Annotated in this window: 19 protein-coding genes and 2 pseudogenes; 8 read left to right on the top strand and 13 right to left on the bottom strand. The window is 53.8% G+C overall.

The window, feature by feature from the left end; genetic code table 11:
* Positions 1 to 17: 17 nt before the first annotated feature.
* The 3 genes from ACR3E7_RS00005 to ACR3E7_RS00015 form a co-directional block, all read right to left on the bottom strand.
* Positions 18 to 212 carry a hypothetical protein gene (locus tag ACR3E7_RS00005; protein WP_237216012.1) on the bottom strand — a complete coding sequence of 65 codons (195 nt, stop codon included), beginning with the start codon at positions 210 to 212 and terminating at the stop codon, positions 18 to 20.
* A gap of 165 nt (positions 213 to 377) precedes the next feature.
* A complete protein-coding gene (locus ACR3E7_RS00010; RefSeq protein WP_170787817.1) occupies positions 378 to 998 on the bottom strand; it encodes a hypothetical protein in 621 nt (206 codons plus the stop codon).
* Positions 999 to 1,555: 557 nt separating this feature from the next.
* Positions 1,556 to 2,320: a TetR/AcrR family transcriptional regulator gene (locus tag ACR3E7_RS00015; protein WP_480719368.1), complete on the bottom strand. Its 765-nt coding sequence runs from the start codon at positions 2,318 to 2,320 to the stop codon at positions 1,556 to 1,558.
* Positions 2,321 to 2,423: 103 nt separating this feature from the next.
* Between ACR3E7_RS00015 and ACR3E7_RS00020 the strand changes: the two are divergent.
* The 5 genes and pseudogenes from ACR3E7_RS00020 to ACR3E7_RS00040 all read left to right on the top strand — a co-directional run.
* A pseudogene (locus ACR3E7_RS00020) lies at positions 2,424 to 2,633 on the top strand (MBL fold metallo-hydrolase); the annotation flags it as partial.
* Positions 2,634 to 2,653: 20 nt separating this feature from the next.
* Positions 2,654 to 3,442, top strand: coding sequence for a hypothetical protein (locus ACR3E7_RS00025; RefSeq protein WP_480719463.1), 789 nt, complete (start codon positions 2,654 to 2,656; stop codon positions 3,440 to 3,442).
* Positions 3,443 to 3,450: 8 nt separating this feature from the next.
* Positions 3,451 to 4,572: a hypothetical protein gene (locus tag ACR3E7_RS00030; RefSeq protein WP_480719370.1), complete on the top strand. Its 1,122-nt coding sequence runs from the start codon at positions 3,451 to 3,453 to the stop codon at positions 4,570 to 4,572.
* 196 nt (positions 4,573 to 4,768) lie between these two features.
* Complete coding sequence (locus ACR3E7_RS00035) at positions 4,769 to 5,227, top strand: hypothetical protein (protein WP_480719372.1); 459 nt, start codon at positions 4,769 to 4,771, stop codon at positions 5,225 to 5,227.
* 84 nt (positions 5,228 to 5,311) lie between these two features.
* A complete protein-coding gene (locus tag ACR3E7_RS00040; RefSeq protein ID WP_480719374.1) occupies positions 5,312 to 6,535 on the top strand; it encodes a HupE/UreJ family protein in 1,224 nt (407 codons plus the stop codon).
* 581 nt (positions 6,536 to 7,116) lie between these two features.
* Here the strand turns inward: ACR3E7_RS00040 and ACR3E7_RS00045 are convergent.
* Positions 7,117 to 8,295 (bottom strand): DUF6538 domain-containing protein, encoded by a 1,179-nt coding sequence (locus ACR3E7_RS00045; protein WP_480504769.1) that lies wholly within the window; start codon positions 8,293 to 8,295, stop codon positions 7,117 to 7,119.
* Between the two features lie 547 nt (positions 8,296 to 8,842).
* On the opposite strand from ACR3E7_RS00045, the gene ACR3E7_RS00050 reads away from it, so the two are divergent.
* On the top strand, positions 8,843 to 9,478 hold the full coding sequence (locus ACR3E7_RS00050; RefSeq protein ID WP_480506672.1) for a substrate-binding domain-containing protein: 636 nt from the start codon (positions 8,843 to 8,845) through the stop codon (positions 9,476 to 9,478).
* Between the two features lie 200 nt (positions 9,479 to 9,678).
* On the opposite strand, the gene ACR3E7_RS00055 is transcribed toward ACR3E7_RS00050, so the two are convergent.
* From ACR3E7_RS00055 to ACR3E7_RS00085, 7 genes and pseudogenes are all read right to left on the bottom strand, one after another.
* Entirely contained in the window at positions 9,679 to 10,773 is a 1,095-nt protein-coding gene (locus tag ACR3E7_RS00055) for an MBOAT family O-acyltransferase (protein ID WP_480504767.1), read from the bottom strand.
* Positions 10,766 to 11,896, bottom strand: coding sequence for a hypothetical protein (locus ACR3E7_RS00060; RefSeq protein WP_480504765.1), 1,131 nt, complete (start codon positions 11,894 to 11,896; stop codon positions 10,766 to 10,768). The genes ACR3E7_RS00055 and ACR3E7_RS00060 overlap by 8 nt, the downstream gene beginning before the upstream one ends.
* Positions 11,893 to 13,407: an AMP-binding protein gene (locus ACR3E7_RS00065; protein ID WP_480504763.1), complete on the bottom strand. Its 1,515-nt coding sequence runs from the start codon at positions 13,405 to 13,407 to the stop codon at positions 11,893 to 11,895. Before ACR3E7_RS00065 ends, ACR3E7_RS00060 begins: the two co-directional genes overlap by 4 nt.
* Positions 13,407 to 13,658: an acyl carrier protein gene (locus ACR3E7_RS00070; protein ID WP_480504761.1), complete on the bottom strand. Its 252-nt coding sequence runs from the start codon at positions 13,656 to 13,658 to the stop codon at positions 13,407 to 13,409. Before ACR3E7_RS00070 ends, ACR3E7_RS00065 begins: the two co-directional genes overlap by 1 nt.
* Positions 13,648 to 14,253 carry a hypothetical protein gene (locus ACR3E7_RS00075; protein WP_480504759.1) on the bottom strand — a complete coding sequence of 202 codons (606 nt, stop codon included), beginning with the start codon at positions 14,251 to 14,253 and terminating at the stop codon, positions 13,648 to 13,650. The genes ACR3E7_RS00070 and ACR3E7_RS00075 overlap by 11 nt, the downstream gene beginning before the upstream one ends.
* Positions 14,254 to 14,725: 472 nt before the next feature.
* Entirely contained in the window at positions 14,726 to 15,784 is a 1,059-nt protein-coding gene (locus tag ACR3E7_RS00080; RefSeq protein ID WP_480504757.1) for a hypothetical protein, read from the bottom strand.
* A 2,170-nt stretch (positions 15,785 to 17,954) separates the two neighbouring features.
* Positions 17,955 to 19,079: pseudogene (locus ACR3E7_RS00085) on the bottom strand (IS3 family transposase).
* Between the two features lie 83 nt (positions 19,080 to 19,162).
* Here ACR3E7_RS00085 and ACR3E7_RS00090 point away from each other — a divergent pair.
* Positions 19,163 to 20,002 carry an AAA family ATPase gene (locus ACR3E7_RS00090; RefSeq protein ID WP_480719453.1) on the top strand — a complete coding sequence of 280 codons (840 nt, stop codon included), beginning with the start codon at positions 19,163 to 19,165 and terminating at the stop codon, positions 20,000 to 20,002.
* A gap of 558 nt (positions 20,003 to 20,560) precedes the next feature.
* The gene (locus ACR3E7_RS00095; protein WP_480719376.1) at positions 20,561 to 21,007 is read left to right on the top strand and encodes a hypothetical protein; all 447 of its coding nucleotides are present in this window, start codon (positions 20,561 to 20,563) and stop codon (positions 21,005 to 21,007) included.
* Between the two features lie 55 nt (positions 21,008 to 21,062).
* Here the strand turns inward: ACR3E7_RS00095 and ACR3E7_RS00100 are convergent, their stop codons facing one another.
* On the bottom strand, positions 21,063 to 21,761 hold the full coding sequence (locus tag ACR3E7_RS00100) for a hypothetical protein (protein ID WP_480505483.1): 699 nt from the start codon (positions 21,759 to 21,761) through the stop codon (positions 21,063 to 21,065).
* 551 nt (positions 21,762 to 22,312) lie between these two features.
* Entirely contained in the window at positions 22,313 to 22,528 is a 216-nt protein-coding gene (locus tag ACR3E7_RS00105; RefSeq protein WP_480719378.1) for a hypothetical protein, read from the bottom strand.
* Positions 22,529 to 22,583: the final 55 nt, after the last annotated feature.

A 22,583-nucleotide genomic window follows, 5' to 3' on the forward strand; every position in this document is an offset into this window, starting at 1 on the left:
AACCCTGACACGTGTCATTACAATTTGCCAAGAATGACGTCCTGCGTTGCCATCTCGGCTCCTTCCTTCATTGCATCAATCCAATTGTCCAGATCGCGCTTGTCCCAAAGAACTGTGCCGGGCCGCATTTCAATTGGCTGGACGGGGCACGTTGTTTTAAAGAGCTTTGGAGGTAGCCCAGTATAAACCGCCGCCTCAGACTGTTTCAGCATGCGTTTTTCATTAACGTTGATAGTGAGACTAGCGTTAGCCACTGCTAGTGCCTCCCAAGACGCTCGTTGGTCCATGACGTTGACCAGGAGGTCCGATTGGGGTCAATTTACCCCGAGGATCAATTGACGCTGTTATTTCCGGTTGGTTTTTGATTGCGTGAGGCATCACTCAGTCCCAAACTCTGATGCAATAGCCTCTATCTCTCCAAGCGAGATCTGGCGCATGACATGCATGCCTTCCATTTCAAACAATCCGGCAGGCCCTGAATTTGACCACACGGTCGGGTCGTCTTCGAATTCGTTTATTTTCATTTCGGAAAGATGTACCGCTGTAAAATATATTTCTAATCCGGCGTTTTTGAAAATCACATAAGCTGGTTTCTCATGGACGTTAAATTCTAATCCATTGAGTAATATGTCAGATTCAGAATTGGACCGATGCGACAACACGAAATCAAATAAGTAGACAAGGAAGTCTTCCGCAGTGTTTTCTCGCTTGAAATCGAGACGCTGAATGACCTTTGCAGATTCTATATGCTCGAACTCATCATTCCGGAATTGTCGGTAAATCTCAAAAGTATCGACTATACGGTTTGGCGGAGCGCCTGTCATTAGCGCAAGCGTAAGCCTCGCTGCATCACGCGTTGTCATATCCGGTGCGTTCACGCCACGAGCTCCTGTCGTCAGAAAGCCTGCTTCACGGAGCTTCCTTGCAACAAAGTGAACTGTCGCTTGATCGATACCAAGCGCATTCGATATGACTTTTATCAGATGACCAGACTTCATAGTCTAAATGTGCATTACGCACTTAGGCTATGTCAATACACCTTTTGCCCGTCGTCAGAGTATTTTGGAGAACACAGGCTGTATCGTAGCGGAGGCTCTAGTTCGGTTTCTGTTGAAGTTTAGGTGGCAGCGGCTTGGCTCTGCAACTGCCGTTATCGGATTGTCTGCGTCTTGATCTCTCTCTTACCTTCAGGATTTTCGCACCGCGGCCATGATAGACGTCCACTGGTGTCAGAATCACGAGGCTCTCGTGGTAGCGATGGTTGTTGAGTGAGCGACGAAGGCACCGATCTGTCATTCGGGGCCGCCGGGTTTGTAATAGTTTTCCAATAGCACTGGGTTTTCATGGTCTTCTATACGACTGCTTTGGGGTCGGTGCGGTCGTTCGCTGCGATCTGTCTGAGTGACCGCTCTGCGGACTGAAGCGGACCTTGATGGTCACAGACTGAACGTCGGCTTCTGGCATTGTTGCGTGATCTGTTTCTACAGGGCAATTAAAAATTGTCTGTCCGTTTCGAGCAAACTTACAATGCCGGGCAACTTTCTTGTTCTATCTTCTACTTTCCGACAAGAATTGCATGTTCCCGCTCTATAACCTTTTCCCAATCGCCTTGCGCTTTCAGACCTGTCGAAGAGTCTCCCATTAGCGAAGTAACCATCAATCTTCCACGCGCTTTCGCTTCTTCTTTCGAAAACCCGGCCTGTTCAAACATCCACGCGGCGAACTGGAATCGTTTGCCGATTGTTCTTTGATACGCCTCTCTTACATTCTCATCGGTATTCGCCCACACTGAGACAGCGTGATCTGGCAAGGCGGCGTCCTCTTCTATGACCTTTTTCATAAGAAGAAGAATGCGGTCTTCCGGGGGACCGCCAAATGTCTTTGCCTGTGCGATCACTTTGTCAGTCAGTTCCTGCTCCCAATATCTGAGAACCTCATCCAAAAGCTCTCGGACGTTCTTGAAATGCCAGTAAAAGCTACCGCTTGTCAGGTTCAGTCGCTTTGCCATTGGCACGACTTTTATCGCGGAAACGCCACCCTCGTTGAGGACTTTGTAGGCCAGCAATATCCAGTCTTCCTTGGTCGCGGCGTTTTTGGTGAGTTTCGAGTGATAGATTCTGACATTCAGATTATAGCATTCTTTATTTGACATAGAGCAGTCTATGGATTTACCGTAGAGATGTCTATGGTTAACGAGAGGTTCACGGTTACGTGTTCTCTTACGAGGCGTCGCTTTGAAGGGGGGATCAATGAATAACTTAATGAAAACCGCAGCCGGCACATTGATGGCCTTAGGTATGACACTGGCTGGCACAGCCACGGCGCAAAACGCCTTGCCGACAGGTCGGAGTGCCAGTGCAATCGAAAACGGTGTTTATCCCGCGTCTTACTTTCCTAACACTGAAATCCTCGGCGAGGATGAGATGCGTATCACGGCATTGGGGACGGGGATGCCAAACCAAACCAAGGCAGCCGTTTCGATTTCGTTTTATGTGGAACTTGGGAATGGGGACGTCTTTCTGTTTGACGTAGGAACTGGCGCAACCGGAAACCTGTTCTCGCTGCGACCGGACTTCGCAAAGATCGACAAGGTCTTCTTCAGCCATTTGCATGTTGATCACGTTGGAGACTTCATGGGCCTCCACGTCGGAGGTTGGCTTTCAGGCAGATATACCCCGCCCGCATCTTCGGCCCGTCCGGATCAGAAGATGAACTGGGCACCAAAGCCTATGTTGAGGGCATGTCCAAAGCTTACGCCTGGGACTTGGCCACGCGAACGGGCGCGCTGCCGGATGACGGCGCCAAGCTCGAAGTCACTGAATTCGATTACATGCAGGAAAACGAGATCGTTTATCAGGAGAACGACGTCACGATCCGTTCTTGGCCTGCGATCCACAGTCTAGATGGTTCGGTAAGCTACTCTCTAGAATGGAATGGGCTGAAATACGTCTTTGGTGGCGATACATACCCGAACAAATGGTATGTAGAATATGCCAAAGGGGCGGACCTCGCTTCTCACGAGGCGTTTCTACCTCCGGATGCGCTAGCCCCTTATTTTGGCTGGGATATGAAACAGGCGACTTATGTAGCTACGCGCGTTCATACGGAACCTGCGGCTTTCGGCAAAGTTATGTCCGCTGTCGAGCCACGCATGGCCCTAGGGTATCATTCTGTTCTTTCGCCCGAAAACTATCAGGCAATCCTGGAAGGTGTCCGTTCGACTTACGATGGGCCTCTGACGCTCGCACGAGATCTACAGGTGATCAACGTGACCAAGGACCAGATCGTTGTTCGGGAAGCGAGTGTTGATGACTATGCGTTGCCACCCGCTGTGAGCGACGAGTACATCAATGCCCCGCGTTCAAAAGAAAAAGAGCCGTCTGACAAAGTCAATGCGGGAAAATGGGAGGGTTACACGCCACCGCCAATGCCGGATAATTAACCTTCAGGGTGAACAAAATTCCGATTTGGCAGTACCTGTACCGACTATTCCTGATGCTGGGCCTGGTGGCCTCAGGTGCACAGGCCGTTTCGGCGGATGTCGTTCTGACAAACGGTTCAGAAGTTGCCCCCAATATTGCTGTCCTTCATGTCAAAGAGGATGGGGTCTACGTCGACCTTGAGATCTATGTCGAAGATATTCCGTTTTTTGCGGATATGTTGCCAATAGGATGGTCATCAGATTTCGTCGGGGGTGAGCCGGAGGCTGAACAAGATACCAATCAAGGTTATGCGCAAGCCGAAAGCCGGGCGCTTTCGATTGTTGCAGGCGACGAACGGGTCCTAAACGCTGATATCAGAAAGGTGGAATACCGAACGCGCATAGACCGGGCCGCGCCGCTTGCAGGTCAGCGCGATCCATTCTCGGGGCAAGTTGTTCCCAGCCCGCCAAAAGATCCGCGCGTTTTATTCGCGGAAGTGTTCTTTCCGTTTCAAAACTTAGTTCCCAAGGAGCTGACTATAGTGCCGCCATCGCGGCTTGGTGAACCACTGGCGACTATCGGGATGCAGGTTTTTGACCGTGAGGTTCCGGTCACGGATTTCAGCTTCTTGTCAAAGCCAGCAGAGTTAAAGATTCACTGGCCTGATCCGTGGGATAGCCGCTTTTCTGCTGAAAGCCTGAATCGAAAAGCGCAGGACGGGACATCCACCTTTCTTTACATCGAACCTCGTGAAGTTCGTCATGAAACACTGATCCGCTTGCGTGAACTAGCGCCTTGGATTGATGAAACCACGGAAGTGGGTCAAATGCTTTCGCCACAGCGCAGCGCCTTGATCGTAAACGAAGCGGCGTCCTTCCTGGCGTCTCGTAACCCGGTGACAATTGATGGCAAATTAGTGCAACCGTCAAACGCTACAGCAAAACTCCTGGAGCTAACATCGCAGGGTTATCAGGTTGTCGAGCCTGGAAAGGAAGTGTCTGTGAACAATGCGTTTATCGGAGCTATCCTGTCGTTCTCATCGGCAGACCTTCCCGATCAGGTGACGGTCACATGGGATATGTTTGACGAGGAAATTTCCGCGTTGCGACCATTTCAAACGATATCGCCGGGCCATTCTTTGGAGCTGTGAAACCGGCAGATCCTCAATTTCACTGGCAGAACCACTTGCTCCAATACGAAAGAGCATCTGTTACTCAGATTCCAGTTGAGCAGAAGACACGGCAGAACCCGGCAATGGCTTTGATCTCCGGTATGATCAGTGCCGCATCAATTGGTTTTTCCTTCTGCGCAAGGGCAAAGTTGCAAAGCGCGTCAGTTGCGTAACCATGATTGCCGCAACATCGGCAACCGTCGCATTTTCGGGATATTTGTCGGAGGTACCGTGGAATAAGCCCGAGCCCCCTAAGCCGCAGGTTGCGGAAGATATACTGCGCTCAATGGTCGAGAACTTGAGCACGGTGACTCTGGAAGTTTCGCCGGCCGCAAGAAAGTCAGAGCTGGCACATATTGTGACGGAAGCGTCTCTGAGTGACATCGCAACAGAGGTTGAACGTGGTCTCGCGATCCGAACGCCAGGAGGCAGTCTTGCAACGGTTACTGATATCAGCGACCTGAAATTGGAGCGCATTAACCCGACCCTCAAGCCGGGAGGATTTAGTGCCCTGACCAAATGGACAGTGAAAGCACAAGGCGGTCATTGGGGCACGCCCATATGCGCGCCGTTACGTTTCGGGTGCTGGCGGAGGTCATACCTGAGTCAGGCCATTGGAAGCTGGATGGATTAACTGTAATCGAGGCTCGCGATCCAAATGCATAAGTATTTAAGATCACAGGTTTTTGCTTTTGGTGCTCTGTTTGTCGGAGTGCTCTTGTCACTGACGCTATCAGCCTCGGCGCATTTTTTGCTTAACCTCAACGTTCGAATTTCGCATGTCGAGCATTTCGAAGACGGCCTACGTATCTACATGCGCACGCCTATGCCTTATCTGGTTGCAGATAAGGTCGGTGATCAGAATGGTGATGCCTTGCCGGATGCTGCACCATTCACGACCAATGCCATGAGCGACGGTCAGTTGGTCCACTTTGTCGACTTGCAGGCTGCCATGCGCGATCCCAATGGGCTAGGGCAACTCGCAGAAGGTGGATTACATCTGTTGGTCGACAATCGGCGCCTAAGAGGAACAGTTGAGACCATTCGCTTGCATCGCGTTGGAAATGAGCCCGGATTCGCAACTTTGGCCGAAGCTCAGAAGGCCGTGGAAACCGAAACGGCCCTCCAGCCACCGCTTTTTGTTGGTGACACAATTGTCGATCTCGTCCTGTATTATGACACTATCGGCCCGGTGCAATCGTACAGCATTGCCAACGTGCTGGACCCCGATTTGCCGGATCAGGACCAAACGGCCAACCTCATTCTCGACTACGCGTCAGACACACCTCAGATTTTCCGATCTCGGGGTCTGATGACTGAACCATTGCTGATTCAGAAGAAGGGGTATGGAGGATTCCTGAGTTTCGTCTGGGAAGGCATACGACATATCCTCGAAGGGTTGGATCATGTTTTGTTTGTTGTGTGTTTGGTCATTGGGGCGCAGACACTCAGGGCGCTATTGCTGCGTGCAACCGGTTTTACCTTTGGGCATAGCGTAACGCTGTCGCTGGGGTTTTTCGGGTTTGTACCATCGGGCGCGTGGTTTGTTCCTGCCGTCGAAACCGGGATCGCGCTTTCTATCATTTTTGCAGCCGTCGCGGCGTTTGTGAGTTTTAAGGACAATGCGCGCTCTGAAGCCACGATGGTGCTTCTGACAACGCTGATTGGCCTCTTGCACGGGCTTGGGTTTAGCTTTGTGTTGCACAATATCTTGCAGATCACATCTCCAAACATCTGGCAAAGCCTGCTTGCTTTCAATCTTGGCGTCGAGCTTGGCCAAGTTGCCATTATTCTTGCACTCTGGCCTGCCTTGATAATGTGTCGGCGCGTGAACTCCAGTTTGTGGATGTCCCTAAGAGTGGGCTTAGCCGGTGGATGTGCGGCTATCGCTTCCTATTGGACCTTTCAGCGAGTTGCCGAAGTTTATTCCGCGTTGGCTTAAAGTCATTGCGATGGCGCGTGCCGCGATGGTCACCTGGGAGAAAAGCGGACATTCGGCTGTTCCGCAGCATAAGACAGATTGGGCTCCGAACAGTCGTTCGCTGCAGCTTCTATGAATGGCCGCTTACGTTCGAATGACGTGGCTGGGTAGCGTATGGGTGACACACACCGGTGTGGTTGGGTGTGGCGCGTTGTGGCAGCATGTGGCGGCTTGCACGCCTTAGTTCCAACCAAGCCAAGAAGTTAATGTGGCTGGATGAGGCGGCTTGTGGCGGTATGTGGATTAAACCAGACTGATTGAAAATCCTCGTGTCGGTGGTTCGATTCCGCCCCCGGAACCGCATTGATCCTCAGGGAGTCGCTGAGGGACTCTCACAGCAGCCGTAGACCATTCCGTAGACCATATGGTGCCTGTTGACAGCGACACAGCCCGTCGCATACCCCTTGTTTTGCTGGAGAGACCGGCTGAAGAAGTGCCTGTAACGGGAGAAGAACTACCGCCCCCGGGCACCACTTCTTAAGGTAAACCCTTGGTTTTACTCCAGCTTTTAACAGCAAGTTGGAGCCGTAGACCATGTCAGCTCAGGTTACCTGTTTCATCCACTTTCTGAGAACCTCAAGCGGGTAACCTGTCCCGTAGGAATGGCCTACACCATCTGTACGCCAACCTCCGATCTGATCGACCACGTCTGCTGGACACTCTACGGCTCTCAGACGATCCCGCATTGAGTGCCTGAAACCGTGCATGGTGTATCCCGCTGGGACAAGTTCCTTCATCCACTTGTTCAAGGCGGCACTAGCCGCATTTGCATTTGTGGTATCGGACCTGTTGTATCTTGGGAATGCGAACTGAGACGAGCCAGCTTCTTTGAGTATGCGCTGCGCTGCCCATCTAGCGTTTCCTTCAAGTGGTACATCACGTTCACTGTCCTGCGTCTTCAAACGACGCCATGGATGGTGGCGGACGCGAACTGAGAGAGAACCATCGTCCGCACACATGAAGCCCTCTTTTCCCAGCCCAGCAGCCTCTGCGAGCCGCATGCCTGTGTCTGAAACCAAAGCCACCAACCAGCGCAAGTCGCCATCAAGTTCCCTGCATTTCGCCTGAACGGTCACTATCGCTTCTCTAGGCAATGGGTTGCGGCCAGAGACTCCAGCGGAGCGGTCGTAGTAAACTCCAGAGAAAGGGTTGTGCAGCGAAAGCCCCTGCTCACTCGCTGCGAAGTTGGTAACGGCTCTGACTGTACCGAAAATCCTTGTGAGGCTGCTACCCGCGAGACCACGCGCGATGAGTGCGTCGCGGAACTTGTTCGCGTCCGCTTTGGTATAGACTTCGAGGTGTTTGTCGCCACAGGCATCAATCACGTAGCCACAAGCTCTCTGAGCGCCCCGGTGAAACGTCAAGGGGCGTCCTTGGCCCTTCTGTGTAAGATAAATCTCGACTGCCTCAGACAACAGTACAGAGGCAGCAGAAGTCTCGTTCAGAACAACCGGTGTTACGGCGGAGTTGGCTGCGCCAAGACGCAACATGTGCTTTCCAGGCAGTTCTGTATCCTGCGACCTCAGATGAAACCAATACTCATCCAGTTGATCAGCCGCTCTTCTTGCTCTCGTCGCCGCTACGTTTGCCGAGTGAGTTCGCAAAGAAAATGCGATCCGAGAAGACGAGTAGTAGTGACAAAGCTCCTTGGGGATGCGGCGACTGAAGTAAAAAACACCCTCTTTCACGAAGGTGTACTTGGGTGAAATGGTCTCTGACATGGTCTACGGCTCCAACTTGCTGTTAAAAGCTGGAGTAAAGCCAAGGGTTTAGCTTAAGAAGTGGTGCCCGGGGGCGTACCCACATCGACTGCCTGTAGGCCACTGTGTGAGTCTCTGCGGGCCTCTCCGCGCCCCTCTGTGTTCATCTCAGAATTGGCTGGTTGGTCACCCCGGGAGGGGGATGAGTCAATCACCACGACCCGTAAAAGGCGCAGAGATTTTTTTGCCGGGAAATACAGTGGGTGCTACAGGGTCAGTCTGAGTAGAGACCACGTTGCGTCTCGCGGAAGGCCTGAGAGACAGCTGCTAGGCCTCTCTTAGCGTTAATTCCGCAACTCTCTCAAACATCTGAAACAAAAGATAATTCAATTTCACCCCACCTATGAATACAACAAAACGCTAGGCTTTTCACCCGACATGAGACTGATGAGATGACCGCTGACGAAACCAGAACCAAAACAGCGAAGCCAAAGGCACGTAAGAGCTGCAAGCACTGCAAACGGCGATACACGCCTTACAGAAAGGCCTCCCAATACTGCTCCGACAGCTGTCGAGTTCTCGCATATATGAAGATCTGGAGCGTCGGAAGATTCCCGCTTTGGTCGCGTGGTCGTTTTTGCCTGACGCACAGGTGCCCTCTATCGGCTTTGACAACCGCGCGGCGATGACTGAACTCGCGGATCATGTGATCGGCCTAGGCCACAGGCGACTTGGCATGATTTCCGGCATCAGTGCAGGAAATGATCGCGCCCGGCTGAGGATCGAAGGCGTCGAGGACGCGATCAGGAAAAACGACCTGTCCCCATCGGACCTCACAATCATCGAAACCTCGTACGAGATCGAAAACGGCGCCGAGGCTTTTGCGCAACTGATTTCACAGACCACTCCGCCGACAGCGATCCTGTGCGGCAACGATGTTTTGGCGGTAGGCGCGCTGCATCGTGCGCGGGAAATGGGCTTAAAGGTACCCGACGATATATCAATAACCGGGTTTGACGATATCGAACTGGCGCGGATTGCTACCCCCGCGTTGACGACCGTGCATGTACCGCATCGGGAAATGGGTCGCCGCGCCGCACTGGCGCTGATTGGTATGCTGGAAAGCCAGACGGATGGCACTGGTATGCCTCTGGCTACGCATATCGTTGAGCGTGACTCGCTTGGCCCGCCACCCTGCACTTAGGTGGTTCGCGCCGCCGATGTGTAAAGGTCGCTCTTAACCAGATGGGGTTCGGTTCGGACTTACCCGCGTGTACAAACTCAAGCAGCCAACGCGCAACTAGAAGCCAACATAGGGCGCTTCGGCGGCGTCAAAATTTCCGTAGGCGATCCATAAGACCAAGATCGCCAGACAGGCCGCAATGTAAATGGCACGTTTCATTGTCATGACCCCGACCACACCGCATGAGCAATCGACGAAAGGAATACAACATAGGCCAGAGAAACAACCCGAATGACGAGTGGCGGAACATTCAACCTTTTCGCCGTCGGCAGCACATAGGCCAAAGCAAGCCCATGACCAAGCCCCCAAACCAGAAAGTTGGCCGAGAAATTGTGCCATAGTCCCATGAAGACAAAAGCACAGACCAAGCCCAGTTTCGAGTTACCCGTGGTAACAACCAGCGGCAGGTAAATGTACTGCATAACGAAACCCGCCATAGAACGATGCCATCTTTTCCAGTAATCGCCCAGGTCGCTTGCCAAATGAGGTTTGTTGAAGTTCTCAGGAACTGTGAACCCGAGAACAAGAGCCGTCCCTTCCGCCATCCGAGAGTATCCATAAAATGACGAAAACAGGAAGCCGAAGGCAACAAGCGGCAAAATGAGAAACTTGAAGTAGCCAAGCACGAGCGCGCTACCGCTCCCGTGCAATTGGCTGATCTGACCTTCGGAATACTGAACGGCCAAGCCAAAGAAGCCGGCTATCGCGAACAGGTAAACAAAACCTTCGAAGATGCGATAAAGGCCCTCCGCGTAGCGGGGCTCTTTTCGGTCTTTCAATGTGCCCATTGCATCCAGACCACTGAAAATCGGCCCCGAAGGAATGGATGCAAAGAAGAACGTGGCGAGCGCGAGCGCGGGCAGATACTCGGACAGGCTGACGCTTTTTTTTATAGCCTGCGCAGTGGTCATCATCTGACGCACGATGAAAAACGCGCTTCCGAGCCAAAGAATTGGTGCCTCTTGCAGCAGGTTCAACACGTCCGGGAAAAAGAGCAGAACCAGTATAAGGTAAGGAAGCCGCGCGCTGGCACGGGCGTTGTTCAATAACCGGCATAGGCAGAAAATACAGGTGCTGAAGGCAATTGCGGCCAAGGCGAGCAATAGCGCACCAGGATGCACGACAAACATCAGAAGGCACCCCGGTGCGATGCTCCAGAACATTCTGTTTGTTGAGCTAAAGCGTGCGTTTAGCGTTGCGTGGGAAAGCCCCAGAACCACGAGTATGAACAGCACATACGAAACCGGATCAATCATCTGCGACCTCGGATTCAAGGGCGCGCGCAATGCGTCCGGTCATGATAGCGGTTGCAAGCAAGCTCGCGGGATACTTCTCAAGATGCGCGTCGTCATACCAAAACGTGCTGATGTCAGGACCAATTTGACCGTACAAGTCGAAAACCCGGGTTCCTTCCGGCAAAACTGTTTCCAAGCCCGAGATATCGCTCGGGTCTATGCTGTAGCCGTACAGAGGCAGCGGAACGACAAGGACCTCTGAGCCCCGCGCAGTGACCGCCTCTACCATCTTTTTGAAATAGGCGCGTTCTCCCTGCCGATAGTTTTGCTCGATATCGTAGGGATAGACCTGAACATTATCCGAAGCAGTCTGCCAATCCTTCAACGCACGGCCCTGCGACGACCGGATCAACTCCGCTTCCAACTCTGACACGAGGTCAGAATATCCAAGGTCTGTTTCATGATCGCCATATGTGAAAGAGAAATCTTCTGGCCAATTTGGCTCACGCGTTATGTCCAACTGATCGCAATCATCAAATGTCCAACCCTCAAAGGGGGCCTTGGCAAACTGGTATGCAAGTGCGCCAGCTCTAAGCATCACACCGCGCAAACGAAACTGCCACAGCGTGACAGGGCTTTCGACCTCGGTGAACGGCATGGCAACGGCAGGCTGGGACAACAGTTGTCCAAATGTCATCAGATTGAGGTCCCGACCGAACAGATAGTGTTCTGTCGCCTGGTTGCCCGCAATGCGGGCCAAATGGTTCACGGTGCGCTGCGTCATGAAGGACGCCTCAAGAACAACCAGCTTTGGCGCACCGCGCGATTGCAGATAGGTTTCCAGCAATGCGTCAGAGATACGAAGTGTCATATTCCCCATCGCCAGACGCTCGACAGTTGGCGCGCCGGAGAGTTCGCGGCGCAACAGCCTTTGGATCACCAGCGGATCCAACGCCACACCAGAGCGACTGCTGCCGACAATCAAAACATCTGCCGCAGGCGCGGCATCACGCGCAAGCAACAGGTTGCACCGCGACAGAACAGTGGCCGGCCCGCCACGATTTTGGTCTAGGAAGAACAGCCCACCCAACAACGCCAGAAAGGCGGCAAGCGCCACTGCTGACTTAACGAACAAAGCTTTCACTGCGGATTTTCCAGCATGGCCTGCAGAGCAACTCGGTCGAGTTTTCCATGCGGGGTCGTCGGTAGCGACTCCATCGGCAAAACACGTTTCGGGATCATGTAATTCGGCAGGTTGAGGTCTGCGGTCTTCACGTCCTGTTGTGTTTGTGTGCCCTCAATGAAAAGAACCAGTTCGTTTGGTTGCTGCTTGGGATGCGCCACAACCGCCAACGCGTCGGTTTCGAGTGCCCGTCGCAAATGCCACTCGACTTCCATCAACTCGACCCGATGGCCACCGATCTTCACTTGGTGGTCAAGTCGACCCAGGTGGAAAATCCGGTTATCCCGCCAAAGCACCTTGTCGCCAGTTTTGTAGTACCGGGTCGATTGCGCGTCATAAACGAATGGTTTGGCAATCTTCGGGTCGGTATATCCAGCGAAACACTGATCGGTGCAAAGCAACAGCTCCCCGGAACACTCGGGGGTGCTGCCCTCCAAGGGTACAATTTCGTCCCCGTCCAGAATGGCGACCGAGCACCCCGGAATGGGTCGCCCGATAGACACAACATCAATTTCACTTAGGTCCTTTGCACCGGTCCAAAGCTGGGCGGTGACGGCAACGGTGCATTCGGTCGGCCCATAGGTGTTCCATAGTTCAGATTGTGGCGTCGCTGATTGCCAATCGCGGGCAATCTGTGTGCTCAAAGGCTCACCATTGAAAATTGATATGCGAATGCTTTGCAATGCGCTTGGATCAAACGTCGGAAGCGAGAGCGCAACCCGGGCAAGGGTTGGCACGGATATCCAAACGGAAATGGCATTCTTGGAGACGAACTGAGCCGGGTTGAACAGATCAATCTGCCGGGCAGGACACAGTGTTGCCCCGCTGAGCAGCGCCGGGAAAATCTCTTGGATGCTGACATCGAACGACAACTCGCAGACCTGCGAACAGATGCTTTCGTCTGGATAGGTAACGGTGGCCATCATGTTGTCGATAAAAGCAACTAGATTATCATAAGAAATCGGCACCCCTTTGGGTTTGCCGGTGGAGCCCGACGTGTACAGAATATATGCTGCACCCTCGATGATCGGCCGTGCAGACCAAGGCCGCGCATCCGCGCCACCGATTTCACCTTTGTCACTCAACACCAATATCTGGTGAGATTCGAAGCCCAATCCTGTCGCTCGCTCAACCGTCGAAGGATGGCAGATCACATATTCAATTCCCGCCGAGTCGATGATCGTTTCCAAACGCCCGTTGGGATAGCCGAGGTTCAGTGGAACAAAGGCCCGCCCTTCTCCTATTGCGGCCCACATTGCTGCATAGGCGTCAGACGATCGTTCCAGCAAAAACCCGATTGGCGACACGCCCAGTGGATCACGTTCAGCCAAAAGTTCGCGAAACCCAAAGACCATGTTTCCAAGGTCATGATAGGTGGTTTCTTTGCCAGGTTCTCGAACGGCCACGGCAGCCGAATTGGCCTCCGCCACCGACTGCATTTTTTGCAGCAAAAGCTCCCGGCTACCGGACATCAAGCCGCCTCTTGTTGCAAATATGCAGCCAGCGCGGAAACCGACGTATAGTGTATCGCCTCATCGAAATCGGGTTCGATGTTGAACGCTTCATTGATAGCCAGGAAAACTTTCATGAAGCTCATGGAATCCCATTCTGCGATGGTTTCCATTGTGTCTTCCGGGCGGACGGCAAGATCACTCCGGCCGCTCTCGCCACGCAGCACATCCTCAACGACAGTTATGACCTTGGTCAGAACATCATCTGCCATAAATTTTCTCCTCAAGTGGAAGCGCCATTTTGGTATAAAGCGCCTGCTCGTCGGCACTCCATTCGGACGCGGGGCCAACTTGGTAGGCACTCCGCTGATTTGTTTTTTTGGCCGACATTTCAACGCACCTGCTGAGATTGGCATCCGACAGCAAACCCAGAGCGTCCAGAAACTGCTCCCAGAAAAACGAAGGCTTTTCGGCAAGATCTTCGAAAAGCAACTTACTGCGTCCCGCACCACCGCCTGCAAAGGCGTAGAGGTGCGTGTTGACCGTCGTCCAAAGCCAGATGTTGCGTTGAATGCCGCTCCAGTCGTCCCAATGCGCGGCGTATTCGCTGCCCTTTGACGGCTTCAGCCGACCAACCGAGATAAACTTTTCCCTGTCCGTCAACGGCTTGCTACGGTCTGGCCAACCGGCGGGCTGATCATCCTCGCCTGAAACGATTGTGGCCGACCTGACAAAGCCTTCGCATCGTCTGAAAATAGCGATGATTTTTGCATCCGGGTGCAGTTTCGCAAGGGACTCAAGAAACGGGGTATTATTAAAGGCTACGTCGACCAGATGGGATGCACGCCCTGCCGCCTCGGTCAACACGGGCGCAGACCTCAACTCACCCGCTGTCTTGAAAGCGTACTCGGCGTCCCCCCACGCCTTTCTATTGTGAAAGTTGATTAGGGGCAACATTGGCGAATGCGCGGCATCCAGCAGATGGCCTTCATGCAACCCGGTCACATCGGGCAGCGCGTTAAGTGTCTTGGCCACAAACATCGTGGCCGTTCTGCCCGTGCTTGCGCAAAACGCAAACGAGCAGCCAGACGCCACCTCAAGCCGATGATTCAAATTGTCCACTGCCGCGACCTTTTAGAACGATGCCTCATACATTCTTGTTTTATTCGACACTCGCGACTTAGATAGCACGACGACGACATTTCCGTCCATTGGTTGAGAACACTCTGCGCGGCCGGATAAACCGCCAAAGAGCGCGATCTTGACCCCCGCCGTTGCCCTTCGCCCAACACCTTACGACCAGCATCCACAACCAGCCGTATCGGCAACAGACCCAGCTTCACGCGCCCGAATTGATGTCCAAGGTTTTTTGAAGCTTCGGCTTACGCAGTTTCCAGATTTTGCTGTCCACCATGTAGTGGTGAAAGTTGACGATTTGATAGAGCACGATTGTCGCCGATAGCCCGGCGAAGAACAGCCAGTCGATGGTGCGCAGAACGCCCCAATAGATAACGCCGGTTATCGCAATACAGGTCAGCATATAAAGCCACATCCGACCGTTTTGCGAGATGTAGGACAAGAACTTTGCGTTCGGGTCGATACCATTGCTGAAACGTTTGTTGTTATACATCCAGACAAACAGAATGTACTGGGCGTTGTGCCAGATGTTGATCATCAGCCAGCCTAGCGTAATGTCGCTGGTGGCCACGTAGGCAAGCCAGAAAATCGTGAAATGGCTGAACACGTACATCGTGTGAACGGTGGCAAGACGCCCTTCGCGCCAAGCGATAATGCGCTGCAACAGCCAGTACGCCAGAAGACCAACGGCAACATATCCACTGACGACGGCAACCAATGGTGGCACCGGGAACGACCAAAGTTCCATTCCGATAAAGGTCGGTTGCTGCTCTGCGGAACGGCTCAGGATGCCAAAGACGGGGATCGAGTAGAAGATAGCCTGATCAAGCCAACCGTCTTCATACCGCGCGTCACGATCCTTGCCGCGATATGCCCGTGAAATCCCCCAGCTCTGACGGATGTAGTGGTACCATTGCCAATAGAAATAAATCGTTACGATCACCCAAAGCCCGAATACCCAGGCGACCGCCAATGTCGCTACGACCACAAGCGGAAGCAATCCGATCATCAGGAACTTGTGCTCCTGAAAGCTTTCCTTGTCAAAACAGATCCGGGTGAACGTCGATATCACGTGGTGATATCCCAAAAACCACAAGTCGATTACCAAAATTGGATAAAAAAGGCTGGGTTCGATCATGATAACCAGACCAGTCACACACGACAAAGCAAGAAGCCCAAAGATGAACATTGTGTCAAAACGGGCATTTCGGATCCATGGAAGATCCCAATACGTCTGAGTGGGGCTTGTCGCATCAGTCATTTCTGCTCTCCCAGTCTTCTTGCCTGTGCTCTTTGCGCCATTCTAACGATAAAAATGGCAAGTTATAGGCAAGTGTCTGTCATTTGCTGCTCAAATATCAAACAGCAACATGCTTGTTGCCGGAAAATCACGACAAGTATTGTGAGGAATTCCTTTCCGCCCATGAGTTCGACGGAATTCTCAGGAAATCAACGTGGACACTCGTCGAGTTGTTGTGCGGTTTTCGTCGCTCTTGAAGCTGAAACCGTTCATGAACGCGTCCTGAGAGAAAAAGATATCTTTCTGGCTGAGTAGTGCCTCGGAAGGCTTCGTGGGACACGCCATTCGAAAAATAGATGCTGTTCTTGTTGAACGAAAAGGGGACCAATTTGTCCTACGCCATGTCCTGCACCCGCGCAGTTGCTCCAAGTTAACCGAGGACAATCAATAGGTTCGTATGAGAACGTGGTGCCGGGGGCGTAGTCTTCGCCATCAAGTTCGGCTCTGTCGCGCCGCTCGCTTTCGAGGTCATGCTATACTTGAGGAATAGGACCCAAGATGTCTGCTCTACGTAGTCCAGCTCGTTTGCGATGCCTTCTTCCGCGCGAAGGTCCCGCTCGATCTTGTTGAACGCGTTCTCGTACATGTCTTCCTGCTCATTTTGTTGTCGGCAGAGTTTCACCTGAGGGTGTAAAGATCAACCGCATTCAAATCGGTTCGCGACGGCATTATTACCAAGCGGCAAGCCATCTGAAACGCAGTCTCAAAAAAGGTCGGCAGAGGGACAGAGACCTGCATGGTATCCAACTAGCAATGGTGCCTGGCACGGCTTCCCCCGCCGTGGCAGCGAGGGTCGCATTACTACGCGGCGACCGCGTCACCAATCGAAACACCCCAATTTGCTGTCACAAACCGAGAGGCCTCTTGAGGTAACGTTGGATATGCTCTGGATCCTCGGTAGTTGTAGACCTTACTCCCTTCCTTAGCTTTCAGGAGATACAAGTTGGTCAGAATTTCTTTGACACTGTTGTCGCCATTTCGCGCTCGGTCAATCAGACCTTCTAGGTAGGCTGGGCGGTCTGCAGGAGGCATACCGTAGTAGGTTTTGCAAAGGATCATATGGAGGTTGAACAGTTCGTCCTCTCGACGGCGCTTCGTTGGTGAAGTTGTACGGTTCTCGGGAACGCCTCCTCGTGATGAGGCTTTGCGACAAGTCGCGTCGCAGAACTTTGCTGATGAGCGTTGCGCACAGAAAGACGCCCCGCACTGTTGGCAGGTTTTGGATATCATTGGATGTCCTTTGGAAGTTAGCGTGACGCCACTATAGAGAGAGGACCTGAGGGTTAAGACGCAGGCCTTTTCACGACGTCACTAATGATTAGGGAGTTCATCTGGGTACAATGATCAGGCAATTACCTGATGTTCAGACCAGATGTGGTAGACCAAAGATGAGGTTGTAGGAGGTGGACCCACCACCAACTATGACAATTCAACATAGCGAAATTTCATGATCGAGAGACACCCTGAGAGGTGTGTCTCAGGTATTGTTCGATGTGGAAGACTAGTGTGTCTTTTTTCGACGATGTTGCGACGACCACCTTCTCTATTGTTGCTGAATGGGTATCTGTCATCTTCGTTTGCTACTTTTGACCAGTAGGTTTTGCAGAATTGCGTTGTAGCAGTGTCCGCTTTCGCGTGGTCTCGATCTTTGGGTAAGGTCTACTCTTGTTGGGACCTTGCTTAGTCTTAGAATGCGTTGTCGTCACATTCGCTTCATCAGTCTTGGAAGCTGGTCGGCAACCTTCGAGCTTCTGTCTTTTGTCCTCACCGTGGTCGTTGATACCATGACAAGTGATCACGATTTTCTTTGCCGCTTTCTGGTCTGCGTAACGCTTCTTAGCTGTTATTCTTCTTTTTTGGTCTCTTTCTTTGCGGTCTTGCCACTTAGCTTCTATGAGAACTCTGAGTTCATCATCGGAGAGATGTCGAAGGTGATCCTGTTTGCGATGCCAACGTAGAGAGTTTTGCATTCGCTCTTCGTATCTGACCGATGCGTCAATGGCTTCAGTTTTGCGCTTATTGTGCGCGAGAACTCGACAGCTGTCGGAGCAGTATTGGGAGGTCTTTCTGTAAGGCGTGTATCGCCGTTTGCAGTGCTGGATGGCCTGATTTGACTGGTCCGACTTGATTGTTAGTGCATGACTGGCCTCGGGTCCATCTGGACGATGGTTTCAGGAGCTGGTGGCCGATAGCCGAGAGCGCTGTGGGGCCGCTTAGTGTTGTAGTGTTTCCGCCAGCCTTCGATGATAATCTGAGCCTCCCTCAGCGAGTAGAAGATCTCTCGGTTCAGAAGTTCATCGCGGAACCTGGCATTGAAGCTCTCCACATAGCCGTTCTCCCAAGGGCTGCCCGGTTCGATGAAGGCCGTCCTGGCTCCCACGGCTTCGATCCATGCTCGGACGTCTTTGGCAACGAACTCGGGGCCATTGTCGCTGCGCACAAATGCCGGCGGCCCTCTCAGGATGAAGAGATCGGTGAGAGCGTCGATCACGTCGGTCGAGTTTAGCTTCCGCTTCACTGTGATTGACAGGCATTCCCGGCTGAACTCATCGAGGATGTTCAAGGTACGGAACGCCTTGCCGTCGTCAGTGCGGCAATGCACGAAGTCGTAGCTCCAGACATGGTTGCGGTGCTCAGGCTTCAGGCGGATGCATGATCCGTCGTTCAGCCAGAGACGGCTCTTCTTTGGTTGCTTGCGTGGCACCTTCAGCCCCTCCCGCTTCCATAGCCGCTCAACACGGCCGACGCTGACCTGCCAGCCCGCATCTCTCAGCAGAACGGCGACGCGGCGGTAACCGTAGCTGCCGTATTGCCGGGCCAGTTCAATCATGTCCGCGACAAGCCGGTCTTCGTTTTCCCGGCCTCGGGGAGAGTACCTTTGCGTCGATCGATGCTGCCCCAGCACCCGGCGATCCTGCGTTCTGAAACCTTCATCCTACTTCGGATCAGGTCGATGCAGGCACGCCGGCGGGCGGGGCTCAGAAGTTTCCCGGGCTGCTTCCTTAAGGATTAGCTTGTCCAGGGTCAGATCCGACACGGCTTTCCGAAGCCGTTCATTCTCTTTCTGGAGCCGTTTGAGTTCCTTAAGTTGGTCGGTTCCCATACCGCCATACTGCTTGCGCCATCGGTAATAGGTCTGCTCGGTAATGCGCACTTCGCGGATCGCATCCACGCGCTGCATACCCTGGCCGACAAGCACATCAACCTGCCGTAACTTCTGAACTATCTCCTCGGGCTTGTGCCGCTTGTTTGCCATTCTCTGTCCTCCGTTCACTATACATAACGGTGGACCTAGTCAGATGAGGCATTCCAACGTCTGGACGTGATTTGCACCTGTGTTTGGCACGGATGGGCCGTGATGGGCCAGAAGGGGTACCGGGTATGGTAGACGCTCTTGTGGGCGTGATGCTGGACGCGAAGGTAGACGTGCTGGTTCTGGACCCTTTGGGCGCTATTCACAATCTGCCTGAGAACGACAATAACTCAGCCAATACGCTGATGGGGGCGCTACGCCAGATCGCGGACCGTACCGGCGCGGCAATCGTTCTGGTTCACCACGTTGGCAAAGCAGCTGGCGCAGATATGGGCGCGGCTGGGGCAAGTGCGGCGCGCGGCGCATCCGCCATCGTAGACGGCGCACGCGTTGTCCGCCAGCTGGTCCGCATGACTGACAAAGAAGCCCGCCAGTTTGGTATTGCCGACGATGAACGACACCAATACGTCCGCGTAGAGAACGGCAAGGCCAACCTCGCGCCCGCTGCGAAAGCGCGCTGGCGGCGTCTGGTCTCCGTGAAGTTGCACAACGGTACGTCCGAGTATCCGGCTGGGGACACTGTTGCGGTAGTAGAAGATTGGACACCGCCCGGCCCGACGGTCGGGACACCCAGCGACCTTCACCGCGTCCAAGCGGCCATTGACAGCAGCCCGGCTGCACCCCGCGCGAATTCCCAAGCGCGTAATTGGGTTGGGTGGCTGGTTGCCGAAGTCCTGGGGATTGACGCAGGGGACTACGGGACGAAAGCCGCCGACCGAACCCCGGAACAGGCACGGGGCTACCAAGTCGTTTCGGACATAATCGACGGTTGGCTGGCTGACGGCGGTTTGCGTCGTGAAACTGAACGCGACCGGGAAAAGGGGCGGAACATGGAAGTGATCCGCTCAGGCACCCCGCCGTTTTGAACGAAACGCAATGTGCCGGGGGCGACGACAAATGACACAGCCCGTCCCCTGCCAGTCTCATTTCCTACGCGCGCACAGACCTGTCGCCGTGCATCTGGCAGGCTTCCCCACCTCCCCACCTTGGGTGGGGTTCCGTGGGGAAGCTGGGAAAAACCGTAGCTGGGCAGGGGGTGTGCCCCCTAATAGGGGCACCCCCACCCCACTTGGTTTCCTAAGGGGGGCGGTGGTGGTGGGGAAAGTAAAACGCCTTGTTTTCTTGGGTTTCGTCCCCCTGCCGGAAGTGGGGAAAAATTACATGATCTGACCATCACCCTAGCTGAACGAAAAGGTCGTTCGGGCAGGGGAATGCAGCGATAAGCGTGCGGATAACGCTGCCCCGCAGGAGCGATAAATCAGAAAGTGCGCGCGTAGCGCACCCTCAGACGACGTTCCGGTCTGTGGAAGTGGAAACGAGATACGAAAAGGGACAAGATATGTCTCAGACCCCCGCAGCGTCTAGCGCACGAAATAAGCAGGCCCGTTCCTGCGAACTCCTAACTTACTGCGGCGAGTTGCCGTGTGAAATTCCCGCCAAAACAACAGCACCGGCCAACTATGCTTGGTTGTCCCCCAACTTGCTCAAAAATCGACTTTGACGCCGAACGAAATTGGTTGGAGAAAAACACAAAATTTGCCGCCCACTTGCTTTGCCTGCCCGTGCGATGGCGCGGCTTCATCGCAGACTGCCATGTGGCTGTCTTTCGCGTCGCTGACCCCAAGAAAAAGGGTAAGTGGCGTGTAGGAGTTGTGGAGTTTGACAAAGGCGAACCCGCGTCTTTTCACCCCACTGCTATCGGCTGGCCAGATAAAAAAGGTATGAAAAGCGCCCGCTGGGTGAACGCCTGCGCTTTGGACTTGCTTTGGTGCGAAGCTGAAATCCATCCGCAAGTCGGCGTTCTCTTGAAAAAGATGGTGATCCCCGAACGCTGCACACTGACCGAAGAACTCAGCGTTGACTTCGCCTAGTTGAGTTTCACCCAGCCGACGCACAGCGGCGCAGTCAGCGCCGCTGGCACTCTTGCTAAATCTGCGCCCCCGCAGCAACCAACGCCAGCCAGCGTTTGCACACCTCTGCGTCCGTAGGTCGGGCCAGATAGTCCCGTAGCGTCCGAAGCACCGCCAATTGTTTCGCTTGATCTGTGATCCCCGCCATTATGGGTTCCAACAGACCAGCGTTTTCCCGATAGACCTGAGCCAGCACGGCAAGTTCATCCTCACTGGCGGGTTGCGTCCGGGGACGGCCAGCACGTCCGAAGCCTTTCCCGCGCCGGGCCTTCGGGGCCTTAGGTTTGTCCGGCAGGGTTCGCTTGGACGCGCTGCCCCGCTCTGAGGCATCGACATGCCACGTCCGGGGCTTCGTATCCGGTTTTGAGTCACGTCCGCCAGCATCGGACGGACGTGGCCCCGCATCTGCGACTCGCCGGGGCATGTCCTGCGCTAGCGCTTTGTGCCAAGCCGCCCCGTTCTGCCGGTCAATTTGTGTCCGCCGGTAGTGCCACCGAAGCCAGTCAACCGCCGCTGGCGGCAACGTCGCTGCGTCCAGATCGCCCAGCGCGTCGCGAAATGCGTATTCGTGTTCGCCCAGGTCAATCGTGCTACCTGGCAACCACGGGTTTTTCTTCCACTGATCACCTAGCCGATTGGCAGCGCGGCGGGCTTCGGCGCGGTTCCATTCCTCGGCAGACACGCTGCCCGTTTCAAACCGGCGTTTCTGGCGCACACGGTAGGCCCTCGCGGCGTGAGGTCCGCAATGGCTAAGGCACCGGCCCTGCTTGCTTTCCTTGATTGCGGGGTTGGGGCAAGCGGCCCCTGTTTTCAGTCGCGCGCCGCAAGTCCGCGCTCCGGGGCTACCCATTCGGTAGGGCTCGCCTCGTTCGTGAAACAGGCTTTCGTGTTCTTGCGATGCAAATTTCATGGCTGATGACGATTACTGCTATGCCGCTCATGGGATGTGTTATTTTATAACAAGACTGACGCCATGACACTAAAATACTTGTAATATTTGGCGGTGCAGTTGATCCAAACGAACTCTTGAAGACGGAAGCTTCATCGTTGTCCGCTTTGTGCTGTATTGCGGTCGCTAGCAAAACTTAGGCGAACTTCTGCATCGAGTCCAAAGCGGACGGCTCTCGTTCAACAGTCTTTCCCATTGCGACGCTTGCCAAGAAGAAGACGCGCCGCACAAAAATGCCATTTGCAATGGTTTGTGTTGCTACCAGTTTCTAAGGTGCAGAAACGGTTATCGTAAGCTCAACGCGAAACAGCCATTGGTTAGCCCGGGGCTGCAGCGATGAAGCTAAATTCAAAGGTTTCATCCCGGCCATCTAGGACCAAGCATCGGGAGATTTTGGGTTGGCCGCCGCCTTCAAGCGTAACCTTGGTTCCTTTGGCCTCTCCCGAGATCGCGTAGCTAAGGTCGCCGCAGCTTGTTGTAGGATGATGTACCGTACCGTTCAGCACGCCGTTTTTCAATTTTCCTTCAAACAAGAGATCGCCCGACTGAACCACGCTATCAGCAAGGGATCTCCAGGGGCAAAGTACC

The sequence above is a fragment of the Ruegeria sp. BK1 genome (assembly GCF_056535645.1).